We start from the raw sequence: 16,973 nt of genomic DNA on the forward strand, positions 1-16,973 counted from the left end.
AGTGTTCTCCTGCGTCAGCGTCAGCGTCCCCGTGCCGACCTTCCTGATGCTGCCGGCGTCGTAGATCATGCCGCTGAACGTGGTCGAGGCGTTGGTCGCGCCGGTCTCCAAGGTCGAGCCGTTCTCGATCCGCAGCTGGCCGGCCCCGGCGATCGAGCCGGCTGTGACCGTCCCGAGCGTGTCGTTGACGTTGAGCAGGCCACCGATCTCGATTGTATAGTCCGAGGCCGCCGACATCGCGCCGGAGCCACTGATGTAGAGCGTCCCGGCCGCGACCGTGGTCGCGCCCGAATAGGTGCTCGTGCCGGAGAGAGTGAGCATGCCGGTGCCGGTCTTGGTCAGCCCACCCGTGCCCGAGATCGTGCCGGAGAACGTCGTCGAGGCATTGTTGCCGCCCGCGGTCAGCGTGGCGGTGCCGAGCGTGACCGCGCCGGCCCCAGCGAGCGAGCCGATCGTCTGGTCGAAGCTGGCGAGGTCGAGCGTTGCGCCCGAGATGATCGTGACCGTGGAGCCCGCCGAGAAGGCGCCAGCCTGCCCGGCCTGCAGGATACCGTTCGAGACGATCGTCGTGCCGGTATAGGTGTTGGCGCCGGACAGGACGAGGGTGCCCGCACCGGCCTTGGTGAAACCACCCAAGCCGGAGAAGGATTGCGTCACCGTGAAGGTATTGCCGGCGTCGGCAATATCGAAGCCGCCGCCATTGCTGCCGAGGACGATATTGCGCGTCAGCCCGGTCAGCGTCGTGCCGGTCACCTGCAGCATGCCGCCGTCCAGCGTCAGCGTGCCAGAGGTCGCGCCGAGATTGCCCTCGGCGCTGATGCTGATCGACCCGGCCGAGATCGTCGTCCCGCCGGTATAGGTGTTTTCGCCGGTCAGCGTTAGCGTGCCGTCGCCGGCCTTGACCACGCTGCCGGCGCCGCTGATCACGCTGCTGATCGTCGCAGCGATCGTCTGGTCGAAGGTCAGCGTGCCGGTGTCGATGACGATGCCGCCATTGATGGTCGCCGAGGCGGAGCCGATGGTCAGCCTGTTGCTGCCGCCGGTGAAATGGATCGCCGCCGCGCGCGTCGTGCCGTCGCCCGAGAGGCCGCCCTCGATCGTGCCGTTATTGGTGATGATCAGGTCGGCACCAACGATGGCCTCGCCGCCGGCAGCGCCGACGCCGTTCGCCTCTTCGCCTGGATTAGGGGTACGACCAAAAGCAGTCGGCAAATTCGAGCCGCCGCGCCCGCCATCGCCACCACGGATCGTGCCGTTGACGGTCAGCGTCGTCGTCGCGCCGCCACTGGTGAAGACCAGGCCGGCGCCGCCGACGCCGGCGGCACCCGCGGCGCCAGTGCCGTCCGACACATACGAGCCGCCGTTTCCGCCCTTGCCGCCCTGGATCGTTCCGTCGATGGTCAGGGTCTGCGCCGCGCTTCCATCGGTGAAGAGCAGGCCGGTACCGCCGGAGCCGCCACCGCCGCCGAAACCATAAAAGCTACCACCGCCATGGCCGCCATTGCCGCCGGTGAGCGTGCCGGCGATCGCTCCCGTCGCACCCGCGCCCGTGACCACGGCACCAAAGCCGCCCGCGCCACCGCCGCCGCCCGAGTAGAAATAGCCGGAGGTACCGTCGCCGCCATTGCTGCCGGTATTGGCACCGACCGGCAGGGCCGCGTCGACGGCGCCATGCACGCCGCCATCGCCGCCTCGGCCCTCGCTGGGGTTGCCATCGCCAGCGAGCCCGCCAGTTCCGCCGGTAATAGCGCCGGCGCCCCCGCCGCCACCGCCCGCGTTGCCTCCTGGCGCTATTTGCCCCCTGGCGCCCGCACCACCGGCACCCGTCGGGTTGTCGATGCCGCCCGCGCCGCCGGAGCCGGGTTGCGCGCTGCTTCGGTCGCCGCCGCGCCCACCATTAGCGAGCGCCTGCCCGGCGGACAGGAGCAGCACGAGCGCCGTGCCCGCAAGCAGGCGCGAGGCGAGCCGCGTACGAGATGTCCCGCCGAGCGCAGGAGTGGTGACCGATATCATGAGAATGCCCAACCCAACCGCAGCACAGGCTTAGGCGGGTGAGGGCAGGAGGCAATGAACAGCCGTTCACATCTCTAGATAAAATGATCTGTTGCAATTCTGCCGCAGTTGCTCCGGTTCAACCTGACAGCCGGCAGCCTCGGCCCACGGATGGCGTCATCCCCGCCTGCTCAACGACGCGCTTGCGGCAGCCGGCCGGCGAGTGGACGAGACGGCTTCAGCCGCGGTTCGCGATCTGCATGGCCGATCGGGCCTCGCCGCTGTCGTTCCAGACTTCCTGGCGCCGGATCGATCCGCTGGAAATCTCGAAGCGGTCGACGAAGCGGATGCCGGAGAAGGCGCTGCCGTCAGGCCACTCGCCATAGAGGCTGCCGAGGACGTAGACGATGGCGGTGCCGTCCTCGCGCTCGCAGAGGTCACAGCGCTCGACATGCTTGGCGATGCTACGATAGCGGCCGGACGAGCCGACAACGATCGCGGCTAGATCGCTCCGCCTCGCGCCGCCGGGGAAGATGAACTCGGCATCAGCCGTCACCAAGCCGCGGGCGGCGTCGAGATCGCGCCGCTCCATCGCCGCGAGATAGCGCAAAGCGAGGGCCTGCGGTCCGTGATGGCGCTCGGCTGCGAGGGCGGGGGAGAGGACCGCCTCAGAGCTCATTGACCGCCCTCGCCACCATCAGCTTCTGGCGGACCTTCGAGAACATCGGCAGCACGATCAGCAGCAGGCCGAATGCCAGGATGGTCAGGGCGATCGGCCGGCCCATCAGATAGTCGAGCGGATCGCGCGCCAGCATCATGGTCTGGCGCAGGTTGAACTCGATCGGCCCGCCCAGCACGAAGGCGAGGATCAGCGGCGCCGTGTCGAAGCGCAATTTGCGCAGGCCATAGCCGAGCACGCCGAAGAGCAGCAGGAGCAGCACCTCGACCGGATTGTTGTTGAGCGAATAGGCGCCGATGATCATGAACAGGATCAGCGCGGCGTAGAGTGCGCGGTAGGGCACCTTCAAGAGCTGCACCCAGATGCCGATCAGTGGCAGGTTGAGCAGCACCAGCATGACGTTGCCGACATACATCGAGGCGATCACGCCCCAGAAGATCTCCGGCCGCTCCTGGATCATCAGCGGGCCGGGCGTGACGTTGTGGACGATCAGCGCCCCGAGCAGCAGGGCCGTGACGGGATTGCCGGGCAGGCCGAGTGCGAGCAGCGGGATGAAGGAGCCGGCCGCGCCGGCATTGTTGGCGGCTTCCGGTCCGGCGACACCCTCGACCGCGCCGTTGCCGAACTCCTCCGGATGCTTCGTGAACTTCTTCTCGACGCCATAGGAGATGAAGGAGGCGAGCGTCGCCCCGCCGCCCGGCAGCAGGCCGATCAGGAAGCCGAGCACCGAGCCGCGAGCGATCGGCATGGCCGAGCGCTTCCAGTCCTCCTTGGTCGGCATCAAGCTGCCGACGGGCACGGCCTGCATCGAGCGGGTGCGGAACTTCTCGACGTTCTCGAAGACCTCGCCGAGGCCGAAGATGCCCATGGCGACCACGACGACGCCGAAGCCGTCGGTGAGCTCGGGTATCCCGAGGGTGAAGCGCGGCTGGCCGGTGATGACATCCTGCCCGACCATGCTGAGCAGCAGGCCGGCGGCGATCATGATCAGCGACTTGACGACGTTGCCCTTGGCCAGGACCAGGATGACGATGAAGCCGAGCAGCAGCAGCGACAGGTTTTCGGCTGGTCCGAAGCGGATGGCGAACTCGACCAGCGGCATGCTGATCAGGCCGATGGCGAGCGCGCCGACCGTGCCGGCGACGAACGAGCCGATCGCGGCGATGGCGATGGCGCTGCCGGCGCGGCCCTGCTGCGCCATCTTGTAGCCGTCGAGGCAGGTGACAACGCTCTGCGCCTCGCCGGGGATCTTGACGAGGATCGCCGTGGTCGAGCCGCCATAGCTGGCACCGTAATAGATGCCGGCGATCATGATGATCGCCGAGACCGGGTCGAGCCCGATGGTCAGCGGCAGCAGCATCGCGATCGCCGCCGTCGGCCCGAGCCCGGGCAAGACGCCGATCAGCGTGCCGATCAGCGCGCCGCCGAAGCAGAAGACCAGGTTCATCGGCTTCAGGGCGACGATGAACCCTCCGAGCAAGCCTTCCATCAGTAACCCCAGAGCGAGCCGGCCGGCATGTTGACCGAGAGCGCGACGACGAAGAGCAGATAGGCGGCGAGGGCGGTCAGTACGGCCCGGACGAGGGCTTTGGCCGAGACCAGTTTCTCCTCGCCGATGGCATAGAGGCCGTACATCAGCGCGGTGCCGGCGACGATGAAGCCGAGCCTTGTCAACAGCAGCGCGAAGGCGCCGATCATCAGCGCGACGAGCGCGACCATTGTCGCGCCGTGCAGGCCGCCATCGTCCTCATCCGCGTCGGCCTCGTCCGCGCCCGGCTTGATCAACAGTGCGAGGCTCAGCCCGGTCATCGCCAACGAGAGCAGCAGCGGCACCGCGCCGGGGCCGAGCAGCCGGCTCGTGCCGAGTGGTAGCTGCAGCGAGGCGAAGGTCCCGATCAGGCCGCAGAGGATGCCTGCGACCGCGCCGAGGCGCGGCCGCAGGGCTTCGCCCAGGCTGCTCGCTTTTCCGGTCACTTGGCCAGGCCAAGCTTGACGAGCAGCGGCTTCATCATCGCGCTTTCCTCGGCGATCTCGCGGCCGAAGATGTCGGGGCCGGCGAACTCGACCTCGGTCATCGTGCTCTGCGCGAAGGCGATGACGGCCGGGCCGGTGGCGGCCTTCTCGATCGCTGCGGCGAGCTGCTGCACCACCGCGTCAGGCGTGGCCTTCGGCGCCCAGATGCCGACCAGCGGCGACAATGCGAGGTCGACGCCGGATTCGGCGAAGGTCGGCACGTCCGGCAGGATCTTGGCGCGCGTCTTGCCGAACTGGGCGATCGCGACCATCCGGCCGCCCTTGGCCTGCGGCACGATCGACTGGGCGAAGCCGAGCGCGAGGTCGATGGTGCCGCCGACGGTCGCCGCCACCGCGGGCGTCGCGCCGGGGAAGGGCACATGGGTCAGCTTGATGTCGGCCGCCAGCGCGAAGGCTTCGCCCGAGAGATGCGTGCCGCCGCCGGTGCCGGCGCTGCCGAAGGTGACCCTCTCCGGATTGGCCTTGGCATAGGCGACGAGGCTCTTCACATCGTTGAAGGGCGCGCCGATGCGCGCTCCCATCACGTTGGGGCCGAGGCCGACGCGGGCGACCGGCCGCAGGTCGGAGACCGCATAGGGAAGCTGGTTCTGATGCGGCGCGACCGAGAGCGGCGCCGAGGTCGAGAACAGCAAGGTGTGGCCGTCGGGCTTGGCCGATTTGGCAACGTAGTTCGCGCCGATCGTGCCGCCGGCGCCGGGACGGGTCTCGACCAGCACGTTCTTGCCGAGGATCTTCTCCATCTCGGTGCCGAAGGCGCGGGCGAACTGGTCGGTCGAGCCGGGGGCATAAGGCACGACGAAGGTGATCGGCTGCGTCGGAAAGGCCCAAGCTGCTCTGCTGGCCAGGCCGAGCCCGGCCGTCGCGGCCAGCCCGCCGAGGAGGGCGCGCCTCCCGATCCCCGCATCGTCCATCCCGCTCATCGTTCTTCTTCCCTCGTTCCGGCCTGATCGGCACGTGGCGGGCAAGGTGCCCAGGCCAGGCGCGATGCCTGAGCCTTTGCTGTATGCAAGAAAATGTCAACACTTCTTGCCGCGCGGGCTGGCGCATATTTCGGCATGTGTCCCAAAAGGCGGCCGGTCAAGTCGCTGTGGGCAAGAGAAGTCGCAACCCGACGTTGTCGCGTGACCATTCTTCGCTGAAGCCGGTGCGATCCACGGATGCTGCGCGTTGGAGGTCGAACGGGCTGATAGCAATTAGTGTCAACAGTATTTGATGGAGGCTGCATGCAATCCGCTTATGGCGCGATACCGAAACGGCCTTGGACGCGAGCTTGCTGACCCGGTTTCGTGATGCCGATCAGTCCTGTTCGAGCGGAGACCATGCTGGCCACGTCCCCTCCCGCCGGAACACCCGCCGTCAAGCCGCTGATCGTCGGCATCGGCGGCACGCCCCGTGAGCAATCCTCGACCGAACTCGCTCTGCGCCAGGCCTGCGAGGCGATCGGGGACGAAGCCGAGATTCGCATCTTCGCCGGGTGCGACCTGCTGCTGCCGCTCTATCAGCCGGGCGTCGCAAGCCGCGATGCGGGTGCTGCAGCGCTGGTTTCGGCGCTGATGCATTGCGACGGGCTCATCATCGCGAGCCCGGCCTATCACGGCACCATCTCCGGCCTGATCAAGAACGCGCTCGACTATGCCGAGGAGCTTTCGGGGGAGGCGCGGCCCTATCTCGACGGCGTTCCGATCGGGCTGATCGCCTGCGCCGCCGGCTGGCAGGCCGCAGGCCAGACGCTGGCGACGCTGCGGACGATCGCGCACGCTTTGCGCGGCTGGCCGACGCCTTACGGCGCAACGATCCGCACCGTGCCCGGCCTGTTCGCAGGCGGAGCTTGCAGCGACCCTGCGGTCGCCGCCGATCTTGGCCGCGTCGGCGAGCAGGTGCTTGCCTTCGCCCAATCGCAAGCGTCGGCGCTCGCCGGTCTGGCGTCGGTGCAGCGCGCCGCGACCTTCACGTCGACCGGGGCTATGCCATGAGATTGGGAATTTGGGCTCCACTGCCCCACACCATCCGCGCCGAATCCGAGATGGAGCGTGCGATCGCCGAGCTCGGCACGGCCGGCGCCGGTGGAGCGGCCGATACTTCTTTTGAATTCGCGGCGCGCATCCTGCAGCAGGCCGAGGAGGTCGGGTTCTCGATCTCGCTGATCGCCGAGCGCTGGCTCGGGCCGGATCTCGAAGCCTGGGTGATGGCGTCGGCGCTGTCGCAGCGCACGCGGCGGATGGAGTTGATGGTCGCCGCCCATCCAGGCATCGTCACGCCGCAGGCCGTGGCCAAGATGGGCGCCTCGCTCGATCGGATCAGCGGCGGGCGCTTCGCCATCAACCTGGTCAATGGCTGGTGGCCCGACGAGCTCAACCTGTTCGGCAATGGCGGCTGGCTGGAAAGCAGTGCCGATCGCGCGGCGCGGCTGGGCGAATTCGTGCGGGTGCTGCGCGGCCTGTGGACTGAAGGCGCGTTCTCCTTCAGCGGCCGCTATTACACGGTGGACAAGGCGAGCCTGCCCTTGAAGGCGCGCCGTTCGCCACCGCCGATCTATGCTGCGAGCCGTTCGCCCGAGGGCAAGGCGCTGGTGGCCGAGAGCTGCGATGTCTGGTTCGCCGATTACGTGCCCGATTACCGGCTCTACGACGATAATCTCGCGGTGATGACGCAGGAGATCGCCGAGATGAAGGCGCTCGCTGCCGGCCATCAGCGCGAACTTGGGATCGAGCTCAGCGCGCATGTGATCTGCGCCGATACGCTGGACGATGCCTACGCCCAGGCCGAGGAGATGCTGGACTACGGCAAGCGCAGCCGTATCGCCGCCGTGGCTGCGCGCGGGCTCGGCGCCGGCCTCGTCGGTACGCCGGAGCTCTTGGCGCAGCGGATCGAAACCTATCAGCGCATCGGCATCGATTGCCTGATGCTGCGCTTCCACCCGATGGCGGAGGGGCTCGCCAGTTTCGCCGAGACCGTCGTTCCGCTGCTGCGCGAGCGGCTCGTGATCGATGCCGGGTCGATGCAGCGGGAACTGGAGCCGGCTGATGGCTGAGGCGGCAACGTCCCGTCATGCCTTGATCACCGGCAGTTCGTCCGGGATAGGGCTCGCCCTGACGCAGCGTCTGCTGGCGGCAGGCTGGCGCGTGACCGGGATCGATCGCCAGCCGGCGCCGACCGAGATGGAGGCTGCCGGCCTGCGCACGATCCCGCTCGACCTGCTCGATGCATCGGCTTTGGTGGGCGCCTTGCCGGAGATTCTGGCGGAGCGGCCGGACGCGTTCGTGCACTGCGCGGGCGTGATGCGGACGGGGCGCATCGCGGAGATCCGCGACGAGGATGTCGAGGTGCTCTGGCGGCTGCATGTCGGTGCGGCGATCACCATCCTGCGCGAGCTCGCGCCGGCCTTGCCCGACACCCGCGGCCGCATCGTGCTGCTGTCGAGCCGCGGCGCGCTCGGCCGGCCCGGGCGCGGCGCCTATGCCGCGACCAAGGCGGCCCTGCATGGCCTTGCCCGAAGCCTGGCGCTCGAACTGGCGCCGCGCGGCATCACCGTCAATGTCGTGGCGCCGGCGGCGACCGACACGCCGATGCTGCGCGATCCCGGCCGCGGTGAGGCGCCTGCCGTCTCGCTGCCGATCGGCCGGCTGATCGCGCCGGACGAGGTCGCCTATCTCGTGCAGTGCCTGCTGGCGCCGGAGGCTGGAGCGATCACCGGCCAGACGCTCTATGTCTGCGGCGGGGCTTCGCTGGTCGCGCCGGGGTGAGGCGGGTGGACCGTTGCTCCAATACCAACGGCCTTCGGCGATGAGCGGTGGCGTGATTCTCTCCGGTCATTCCGGGACTTCGCGCAGCGAAGGGCCCGGAACCCAGAACCGATGCGCCTCATCGTGACCTGAGCCGATCCGGCGCGCCTCTTCGAGAAGCGGCATCGGTTCTGGGTTCCGGGCTCAGCCCTGCGGGCTGCCCCGGAATGACGCGGGTGGTTCAGCTCGCTCATTCCGGGCCGATCGCGCCCGGCCAGCCTCCCCGCTCGGTCATCTCGCGCACAATCTCTCGGGCGATGCGGGCAAATTCCGTGGCGATGCCAGAGGGCGAAGGCAAATCGAGCTCGACCAGCGCCAGCGGCCAATAGGCGCGCGGCGCGATCGGGCGGATGTCGATCTCCCCGGCGAGCATGCCGGCAGCGAGGGTGGCGCGGGTCATCAGGCTGACGCCGAGGCCGCGCCTGACCAGCCCGCTGGTGATGACGTGGTCGTCGACCTCGTAGCGGGCATCGACCCACAGGCCCTCACGCGCGGCCCAGGCGTCGAGCAGCCGACGCGAGGCGTTCGGCCGGCTCGGCAGGATCAGCGGCAGCTTGACGATCTCGGCCGAGGGCAAGCCGCCGGTGCCATCGCCGAGACTGCCGGGCAGCCCGACGACGAAGACCTCCTCTCGGAGCAGGGGCGTGACCTTGAGGCCGCGCTGAGGGAGGGGATCATGGGCGAAGGCGAGGTCGAGCTGGCGGCGGGCGAGCAGGTCGTGCAGCTGGCTCGAGAAGCCGCCGACGATCTTGATCTCGACCTGCTCATGCGCGGCGCTGAAGCGGGCGAGCAAAGGTGGCGCCAGCAGATGGCCGACGCCCGGCGGCATGCCGATGGTGAGGCGGCCGGTCAGCGCGGCCGCGCCGCGGCGGACGTCGCTGGCGGCCTGCTCGACCTGGCGCAGGAGCTGGGCGGAGTGCTCGAACAGGATGCGGCCGGCCTCGGTCAGCCGGGCGCCGTCGCGGCCGCGTTCGAGCAGTTCCTTGCCGAGCTCGGCCTCGAGCTCGCGGATGGTGCGGCTCACGGCGGGCTGGGAGATCCGCAGCATTTCCGAGGCGCGGCTGAAGCTGCCGCATTCTGCGACCGTCCGGAAATAGCGCAGCGCCCTGAGATCCATCGGCGCGCCCGCCCTTAGGTCGATTGTGCGTGGCTGGCCGCCGCCCACCCGGCGATGAAGCCGAGCCCGAGCGCCGCGAGCAGGCCATTGCCGGAGGCATAGCCGGCGCCGCCCGTCCGCCCGCTGATGCCGGCTGCGGCGCCGCCACCGGCATAGAGGCCCGGCACGACGCCGCCATCCTTGCGCAGTACCCGTGCCTCCTCGTCGACGAGCAGGCCGCCCTGGGTGTGGAACAGCGCCGGGGCGATCCGTGTCGCCACGAGCGGAGCCTGCAGCGGCCCCATGCCCCAGGCCTTGCGGCCTAGAGCATCAAGCCGATCGCCATTGGCAGCGCCGGCAGCCAGCGCCAGCGTTTCGGTGAGCGCATCCGCCGGAAGCCGGCAGGCGGTGGCGAGCGCGCCGGCATCGGCGAAATCTGGCGCGCCGCCATGGGCGACGAGCACGTCGAAATCCGGCTGGCCGGCGGCGGTGGTTTCGCGGATGCGGCTGTCATAGATCGCGAACAGGCGGCCACCGCGCGCCAGGGCCGGCGCGGCGAAGGCGGAGTAACCCAGGGTTTCGTCGGCGAAGCGCCGACCGGTCTCGTCGACGATGACGCCGCCCTTCTCGACGACCGTCCAGGTGACGAGTTCGCCATGCGGCTGGGCGATGGCGGAATGGGCCTGGTAGGCGCTCATATTGGCGAAGCGGGCACCAAGTGCCTCGCCCCAGCGTACGGCCTCGCCATCGCTGCCGAGCGCGCCGAAATATTCGGCTCCGGCGATGTCGGGGGCGTGGCGGGCAATGAGTTCCCGGTCATGGCCGAAGCCGTTGCAGGCGAGGATCACGGCCTTGGCGGCGATCAGGCTCTCCTCGCTGCCTTGTGTCTGGATCCGCGCGCCGCGGACGGCACGATCCTCGACGAGAAGTGCGGTCGCAGGGGTCGCCAGCGCCACCGGAATGCCGCGCGTCTCCGCCGCCTGCCAGAGCCCCTGCATCAGGTCGGCGCCGCGACGCGAGGGCACGGCATGGAGCCGGTTGACGCTGTGCCCGACATGCCGGTAGGCGCCGATCAGTTCGATCGGCAGGCCGAGCGCATCGGCGAGCCATTCGACCATCGGCGCCGAGATTTCTGCGAGGCGATCGACCAGCGCCTCGGCCTCGTGCGGACCGGCAGTGCGGCGCAGATCGGCAGCGAAGCGAGAGGGATCGTCGGCAATGCCGGCCGCAGCCTGGAAGCGGGTGCCGGCAGCCGGGATCGAGCCGCTCGACAGCATGGTGTTGCCGGCAAGGCGCGGCAGCTTCTCGACGACCGCGACCTCGGCACCCGCCTCATGCGCGGCGAGCGCTGCAACAAGGCCGCAGCCGCCGGCACCGATCACCAGGACGTCGACCTCGAGGTCGGGCTCGGCGGACGCCATGGTCCGCTCTGCCTCAGGAAGCCTTCGCCGTTGTCTTGTACTTGGTCTCGTAGTGATCGGTGGTGAGGAGCTGCTTCTCCAGCGCCTGCATGGCCGGGAAGCCCATCAGGTTCCAGATTTCCTCGATGCCGACCAGGAGGTCGGAGCGATCGGCCGGGATGCCGGTCTCCATCACGCCGCGCATCACCGAGAGCGCCTCCTGCATCGCCTTGATCGCGGCGGCCGGGAGCATGCGCGGCAGGCTGACACGGCGCACGCCGAGCTCCTTGAGGCGCGGCAGCGGGATCAGCGGCGTGGTCGGGCGCGGGCGGATGCCGAAGCCCATATTGATCGAGACCGGCTTGCCGCCAGCCGCCTCGACGACGCGGGCGATCTGGTCCTCGGTCTTGACGGCATCGGGGAAGATCGCGTCGGCGCCGGCCGCGACATAGGCGCGGATGCGCTCCAGCGTTGCGTCGATTCCTTCGACGGCGAGGGCATCAGTGCGGGCGATGATGACGAAGTCGTCATCGCGGCGGGCGAGGCAGGCGGCCTCGATCTTCTTGACCATCTCCTCCCTGGAGACAACTTCCTTGCCCGGCATGTGGCCACAGCGCTTCGGGCTGACCTGATCCTCCAGATTGACGCCGGCGGCGCCCGCCTCCTCGAACATCTGCACGGTGTAGTGCACGTTCATCGGGTTGCCGTAGCCGTTGTCGGCGTCGCAGGTCAGCGGGATCGAGATCGAGCGGGCGAGCTGGCGGCAGTGATTGACGTTCTCGTTCAGCCCCATCATGCCGAGATCCTCGACGCCGAGGATCGAGTTGGCGATGGCGGCGCCGCTGGTGCAGGCGCTCTTGAAGCCGGCGGCCTCGACCAGGCGGGCGCTGTAGCCGTCATAGACGCCCGGCGAAACCAGGAACTCGCCGGAATTGAGCAAGGCCCGGAAGGCGGCCGGAGCCGAAATCTCGCGTCTGGCGATCATGATGCTCGTTTCTCCGCATCGGCGGCAGCAATGGATGGGGTTTCGGGAACCTGGGCCAGCACATGGCGGCCGGCGCGCTCGACATGCGAGCGCATCAGGGATTCGGCGAGGGCGCCGTCGCGCATCTTGATGGCGCGCAGGATCTGCCAGTGCTCGGTGAAGGCGAGCTCCTTGCGCTCCGGCACGGCGCCGGAGATGCGCCGGTAGATGCGCAGCAGGTGGTAGAGATCGCCGCAAAGGCTGTCGATGATACGGCTGTTGCCGCTGGCGCGGACGACCCGCTCGTGGAAGTCGAAGCGCGCGCCTTCCGGCTGGCGCCCGGCATGGGCGGCTTCGAGATCGGCAATCAACGCATCGATTTCGGCCTCGCTCATCCGCTGGGCGGCAAGGCGGCAGGCATAGCCTTCGAGCGCCTCGCGCATCTGGAACAGTTCGAGGATCGCCTGGGCGGACAGCGAGACGACGCGGGCTCGCAGGAACGGCTCGCGGGAGACGAGCTGGATGCCCTGGAGACGGCGGATCGCTTCGCGGACGGGCCCGCGGCTGACGCCGAAGCGCGTGGCCAGCACGGATTCGTTGACGACCATGCCGGGGGCGAGTTCGGTGCTGTAGATCAGCTCGAGAATGCGGCCGAAGATCCCTTCGCCGAGCGTCTCGGGGCGCCGTTCGCCGGTTGCCGGTTCCTGCAGGTCCATGCGTGAACGTTAGGAGCGGCTCAAAAATGTGTCAACAGTTTTGAAGAATGCTCGCTGGAAGCCGGTGAGGAGGGTCTCGCGCGAATGACGCCGTATATACCGCAGCTTTGACTTGGCGGTTGGCTGATCGAGGCTTAAAATGTCTGTAGAAAAATACTTTTCCAAAAGTGTTGACATTTATTGGCTCGGCTTTCATTTTTGCCGGGTGAGAACGATACGAACGGCGAAATGGCCGACGTCATGACGTCCGATAATCCCTTGGCGAGCGATGCTGCGACGGGAACTTATGTCTCGGTCGCCCGAGCGGCTGAGCGTTCCAGTGTCACCCTCGCCACGCTGCCCTATGCCTGCCGGGTTTTCGTCGAAAATCTTGAGCGCGGCCGTCTCTGCGATCCCAATATCGGTGCGGATGCCGCCGCGGCGATGCTGCATTGGCGCGAGAGCCAGGGCGTCGGTGTGCCGCTTACTGTCGGTCGCGTCATCCTGCCGGATTCCAGCGGCCTGCCGGTGTTGCTTGATCTGGCTTCTCTGCGAGACGCCGTTGCCGAGGCCGGCTGCGATCCGGCCAGCGTCGAGCCGCGCATTCCCGTCGACGTCATCGTCGACCACTCCCTGCAGGTCGATGTCTCGGCCACGCCCGACGCGATGGCGCGCAACATGGCGCGCGAGTTCGAGCGCAATGGCGAGCGCTACAGCTTCCTGAAATGGGCGCAGCAGGCCTTCCGCTCCGTCCGTGTCTATCCGCCCGGCACCGGCATCATCCATCAGGTCAATCTGGAGCACATCGCCCCCGTCGTCACGCGGGTCGCGACATCGCTCGGCGAGATCGCCTGTCCGGACTTCGTCATCGGCGGCGATTCCCACACGCCGATGATCAACGGCATCGGCGTGCTCGGCTGGGGTGTCGGCGGCATTGAAGCGCAGGCGGCGATGCTCGGCCAGCCCTATGTCTTCCCGGTGCCGGAATTCGTCGGCGTCAGGCTCGTCGGGGCGCTGCCCGCCGGCGCGACCACGACCGACCTCGTTCTCACCGTCACCGAGCGGCTGCGGCGCGAGCGCGTCGTCGCGACGGTGATCGAATATTTCGGGCCGGGCGCCGCGACGCTGTCGGTGCCATCCAGGGCGACGCTCGCCAATATGGCGCCCGAATACGGCGCGACCGCCGGCTTCTTTCCGATCGACGCGCAGACCATCGCCTATCTCGCCCGCACGCGCTCGCCGGCGCAGGCCGCCTTCGTCGAGGCCTATGCACGGGCCAATGCCATGTTCCGCGATCCCGGCCTGCCCGACCCGGACTATTCCCGCGTCGTCGAGATCGACCTTGCCAGGGTCGGCCGCAGCGTCGCCGGGCCGCGCCGCCCGCAGGACCGGCTCGATCTATCCGCCGTCGCGACGGATTTCACGAGCCGGCTGCCGCAACCGCTGGCCGAGGGTGGTTTCGCCGCCGATCCCGCCACGGCCGTTCCGGTCTCGACGCCAGCAGGTTCAGCCGAGCTCCGGCACGGCGCGCTGGCGATCGCGGCGATTACCGCCTGCACCAACACCTCCAATCCGGCAGTGATGATCGCGGCCGGGTTGCTGGCGCGCAATGCGGTGGCTGCCGGGCTCGCGGTCCCGGACTGGGTCAAGACCTCGCTGGCGCCGGGCTCGCGCGTGGTGACGCGCTATCTCGACGAACTCGGCCTGCTGGCGCCGCTGGAGCGGCTCGGCTTCGGCGTGGTCGGCTATGGCTGCACCACCTGCGGCGGCAAGTCCGGCCCGCTGCTGCCGGTGATGGCGCAGGCGATCGATGCTGGCGGGCTGGTCGCCGCCGCCGCGCTCTCGGGCAACCGCAATTTCGAGGGCCGCATCCACCGACAGGTGCGGGCCAACTACATCATGTCGCCGCCGCTGGTCGTCGCCTTCGCGCTCGCCGGACGCATCGACATCGATCTTGAAAGCGAGCCGCTCAACGGAGCGGATGCGGAGAAGCCGATCCGGCTCGCCGATCTTTGGCCGGACGAGGCCGAGATCGCCACGCTTGCCGCCCGTGCCGGCGATGCACGCCTGTTCCGCGAGGTCTATGGCGACATGCCGTCGAGCCTGCTCTGGGACGAGCTCGCGGCGCCGAGCGGGTTGCGCTTCGGCTGGAACCCGCAATCGAGCTATCTGGTCGAGCCGCCCTTCCTGGAGCTCGCCCGCGAGCGGGCGCGTGAAGGTGTGCCGGAGGCTCTGCATGGTGCGCGCGTGCTCGGCGCCTACGGGGATTCGCTGACCACCGATCACATCTCGCCGAGCGGCGAGATACCGGTCGACAGTCCGGCTGGGCGCTATCTGATCGGGCTCGGCATCGAGCCGAAAGCGTTCAACACCTATGTCGGCCGGCGCTGCAATCACGAGGTGATGGCGCGCGCCACCTTCGCCAACCTGCGCATCAAGAACCAGATGGTGCCCGGCCGCGAGGGTGGCTGGACGCAGCTTCAGCCGGAAGGCGAGGTGGTCTCAGTGCATGAGGCGGCCACAGCCTATGCAGAGCGCGGCGTGCCGCTGATCGTGCTCGGGGCTAAGGATTACGGCATGGGCTCCAGCCGCGACTGGGCGGCCAAGGGCTCGGCCCTGCTTGGCGTGCGCGCCGTCATCGCCGAGAGCTATGAGCGCATCCACCGCTCCAACCTGATCGGCATGGGCGTAGTGCCGCTGCGCTTCGCGGAAGGGCAGGGTTGGCGCCAGCTCGGCCTCGACGGCAGCGAGAGCTTCGATATCGACGGGCTTGTCGCCGCGATCGACGGCACCGCCTCGGCCACGGTCACCGCCAGCGGCGCTTCCGGGCCGATCCATTTCACGGTCACGGCCGATGTCTCGACCATGAGCGAGCGCGCCTGCCTGCGGGCCGGCGGCATCATGGCCGAGGTCCTCGCCTTCTTCACCCGGCGCGTCGCGCCGGTCCTGGTCACGGAGCATCCATGAGTTTCGATCTCTTGCTGGCGGGAGGCGAGATCGTCTTCCCGGGCGTCGGGGTCCGCACGGGCTCGGTCGCGGTCAAGGATGGGCGCATCGCGGCGCTGCTGGCGCCGGGCGAGCAGGCGAATGCCAAAGAGGTGATCGACTGCCGCGGCAAATGGGTGATGCCGGGGCTGATCGACCCGCATACCCATATCGGCTTCGGCTCGAACGAGACCGATTTCGAGACTGAATCGCGCTCGGCCGCCATTGGCGGCGTCACCGGGATGATGACCTTTCATCGCTCCAACGACCTGCGCCAGTCGACCGGGCCGTGGAAGGAGCGCGGCGAGAGCCAGTCGCTGATCGATTTCGGCTTCCATTTCGGCGTCACCAGCAAGCTGCATATCGAGACGCTGCCGGACTGCGCCGAGCGCTTCGGCGTGACCTCGATCAAGGTCTACCTGATGTACAAGGGTGCCTCGGGCGCGGCCAAGGGTTTCACCGAGATCGATGACGGCCTGCTTTACCGGGCGCTGCTGCAGGGCGCGCGGATCAAGGGCGGCGTCGTCGGCGTGCATTGCGAAAATGTCGAGGTCATCCCGGTCTTCCGCGAGCCGCTGAAGGAAGCCGGCCGCAACGACCTGCCGGTTTGGGACGAGCAGAGCCCAGGCTTCCTCGAGGCCGAGAACGTCTTCCGCGTGATCTATTTCGGCGAGAAGGCCCAGTGCCCGGTCAATATCGTGCACATGTCGAGTGCCGAGAGCCTGGAGATCGTGCGCCGGGCGAAGCGGCCCGGCCGCGCGCCGATCCATGTCGAGACCTGCAGCCATTATCTTGCGCTGACCAGCCAGTCGCCGATCGGCTTCCTTGGAAAGGTCAATCCGCCGCTGCGGTCTGAGATCGATGTCGAGGCGCTGTGGGAGGGCGTGCGCGACGGCACGATCTCGACCATCGGCTCGGACCATGTGCCGCGCAAGCGCGAGACCAAGGGACCGGACATCTGGAAAGCCAGCGCCGGCTTTCCCGGCATCGGCACGCTGCTGCCGGTCCTGATCCATGAGGGCGTGCACAAGCGCGGTCTGCCGATCGAGCAGATCGCTGCCGCCACCAGCGCCAATGTCGCCAAGCTCTACTCGATTCCAAACAAGGGCGGCATCGCCGTCGGCATGGATGCCGACCTCGTCGTCGTCGACCCGGACAGGGAAGTCCTGATCGATCCGGCGACGCAGGAATCGCACTCCGACTACTCGCCCTATGAGGGCATGCGCTTCAAGGGCGCGCCCGTGCGCACCATCCTGCGCGGCCGCGTCATCGCCAGCGATGGCGCCGTCGATGCCGCTGCCCGCGCGACGCCGGCCGGCCGCTACTTGCACCGCTCCTGAGACTGA

The 16,973-nt window shown here is 68.5% G+C and carries 14 protein-coding genes; 5 read left to right on the forward strand and 9 right to left on the reverse strand.

The features are described from left to right. From AC1DS0_RS20180 to AC1DS0_RS20200, 5 genes are all read right to left on the reverse strand, one after another. Positions 1 to 2,013, reverse strand: a 2,013-nt coding sequence (locus tag AC1DS0_RS20180; RefSeq protein WP_476816072.1) for a beta strand repeat-containing protein, incomplete at its 3' end; no start/stop codon positions are given. Positions 2,014 to 2,230: 217 nt separating this feature from the next. Next, on the reverse strand, positions 2,231 to 2,671 hold the full coding sequence (locus AC1DS0_RS20185) for a nuclear transport factor 2 family protein (RefSeq protein WP_476816073.1): 441 nt from the start codon (positions 2,669 to 2,671) through the stop codon (positions 2,231 to 2,233). Beyond that, complete coding sequence (locus AC1DS0_RS20190) at positions 2,661 to 4,160, reverse strand: tripartite tricarboxylate transporter permease (protein ID WP_476816074.1); 1,500 nt, start codon at positions 4,158 to 4,160, stop codon at positions 2,661 to 2,663. Before AC1DS0_RS20190 ends, AC1DS0_RS20185 begins: the two co-directional genes overlap by 11 nt. Beyond that, positions 4,160 to 4,645, reverse strand: a complete 486-nt coding sequence (locus AC1DS0_RS20195; RefSeq protein ID WP_476816075.1) for a tripartite tricarboxylate transporter TctB family protein — start codon at positions 4,643 to 4,645, stop codon at positions 4,160 to 4,162. The genes AC1DS0_RS20190 and AC1DS0_RS20195 overlap by 1 nt, the downstream gene beginning before the upstream one ends. Then, positions 4,642 to 5,625, reverse strand: coding sequence for a Bug family tripartite tricarboxylate transporter substrate binding protein (locus tag AC1DS0_RS20200; protein WP_476816076.1), 984 nt, complete (start codon positions 5,623 to 5,625; stop codon positions 4,642 to 4,644). Before AC1DS0_RS20200 ends, AC1DS0_RS20195 begins: the two co-directional genes overlap by 4 nt. A 399-nt stretch (positions 5,626 to 6,024) precedes the next feature. Between AC1DS0_RS20200 and AC1DS0_RS20205 the strand changes: the two genes are divergently transcribed. The 3 genes from AC1DS0_RS20205 to AC1DS0_RS20215 are packed head-to-tail and all read left to right on the forward strand — an operon-like array spanning position 6,025 to position 8,448. Next, entirely contained in the window at positions 6,025 to 6,678 is a 654-nt protein-coding gene (locus AC1DS0_RS20205; protein ID WP_476816077.1) for an NADPH-dependent FMN reductase, read from the forward strand. After that, a complete protein-coding gene (locus AC1DS0_RS20210; RefSeq protein WP_476816078.1) occupies positions 6,675 to 7,736 on the forward strand; it encodes an LLM class flavin-dependent oxidoreductase in 1,062 nt (353 codons plus the stop codon). Before AC1DS0_RS20205 ends, AC1DS0_RS20210 begins: the two co-directional genes overlap by 4 nt. Then, entirely contained in the window at positions 7,729 to 8,448 is a 720-nt protein-coding gene (locus AC1DS0_RS20215; protein ID WP_476816079.1) for an SDR family NAD(P)-dependent oxidoreductase, read from the forward strand. Before AC1DS0_RS20210 ends, AC1DS0_RS20215 begins: the two co-directional genes overlap by 8 nt. Before the next feature lie 229 nt (positions 8,449 to 8,677). Here the strand turns inward: AC1DS0_RS20215 and AC1DS0_RS20220 are convergent, their stop codons facing one another. From AC1DS0_RS20220 to AC1DS0_RS20235, 4 genes are read right to left on the reverse strand one after another with little or no spacing between them, the layout of a single operon-like run. After that, positions 8,678 to 9,604 (reverse strand): LysR family transcriptional regulator, encoded by a 927-nt coding sequence (locus AC1DS0_RS20220; RefSeq protein ID WP_476816080.1) that lies wholly within the window; start codon positions 9,602 to 9,604, stop codon positions 8,678 to 8,680. Between the two features lie 14 nt (positions 9,605 to 9,618). Next, complete coding sequence (locus tag AC1DS0_RS20225) at positions 9,619 to 11,004, reverse strand: FAD-dependent oxidoreductase (RefSeq protein ID WP_476816081.1); 1,386 nt, start codon at positions 11,002 to 11,004, stop codon at positions 9,619 to 9,621. Positions 11,005 to 11,017: 13 nt separating this feature from the next. After that, a complete protein-coding gene (locus AC1DS0_RS20230; protein ID WP_476816082.1) occupies positions 11,018 to 11,968 on the reverse strand; it encodes an isocitrate lyase/PEP mutase family protein in 951 nt (316 codons plus the stop codon). Continuing rightward, on the reverse strand, positions 11,965 to 12,663 hold the full coding sequence (locus AC1DS0_RS20235; protein WP_476816083.1) for a GntR family transcriptional regulator: 699 nt from the start codon (positions 12,661 to 12,663) through the stop codon (positions 11,965 to 11,967). The genes AC1DS0_RS20230 and AC1DS0_RS20235 overlap by 4 nt, the downstream gene beginning before the upstream one ends. Before the next feature lie 228 nt (positions 12,664 to 12,891). On the opposite strand from AC1DS0_RS20235, the gene acnA reads away from it, so the two are divergent. Both acnA and AC1DS0_RS20245 read left to right on the forward strand, forming a co-directional pair. After that, a complete protein-coding gene (gene acnA / locus AC1DS0_RS20240; protein WP_476816084.1) occupies positions 12,892 to 15,609 on the forward strand; it encodes an aconitate hydratase AcnA in 2,718 nt (905 codons plus the stop codon). Then, positions 15,606 to 16,967, forward strand: coding sequence for a dihydroorotase (locus AC1DS0_RS20245; protein ID WP_476816085.1), 1,362 nt, complete (start codon positions 15,606 to 15,608; stop codon positions 16,965 to 16,967). Before acnA ends, AC1DS0_RS20245 begins: the two co-directional genes overlap by 4 nt. Positions 16,968 to 16,973 lie beyond the last annotated feature (6 nt).

Source organism: Allobosea sp. P4_H5 (genome assembly GCF_056400825.1).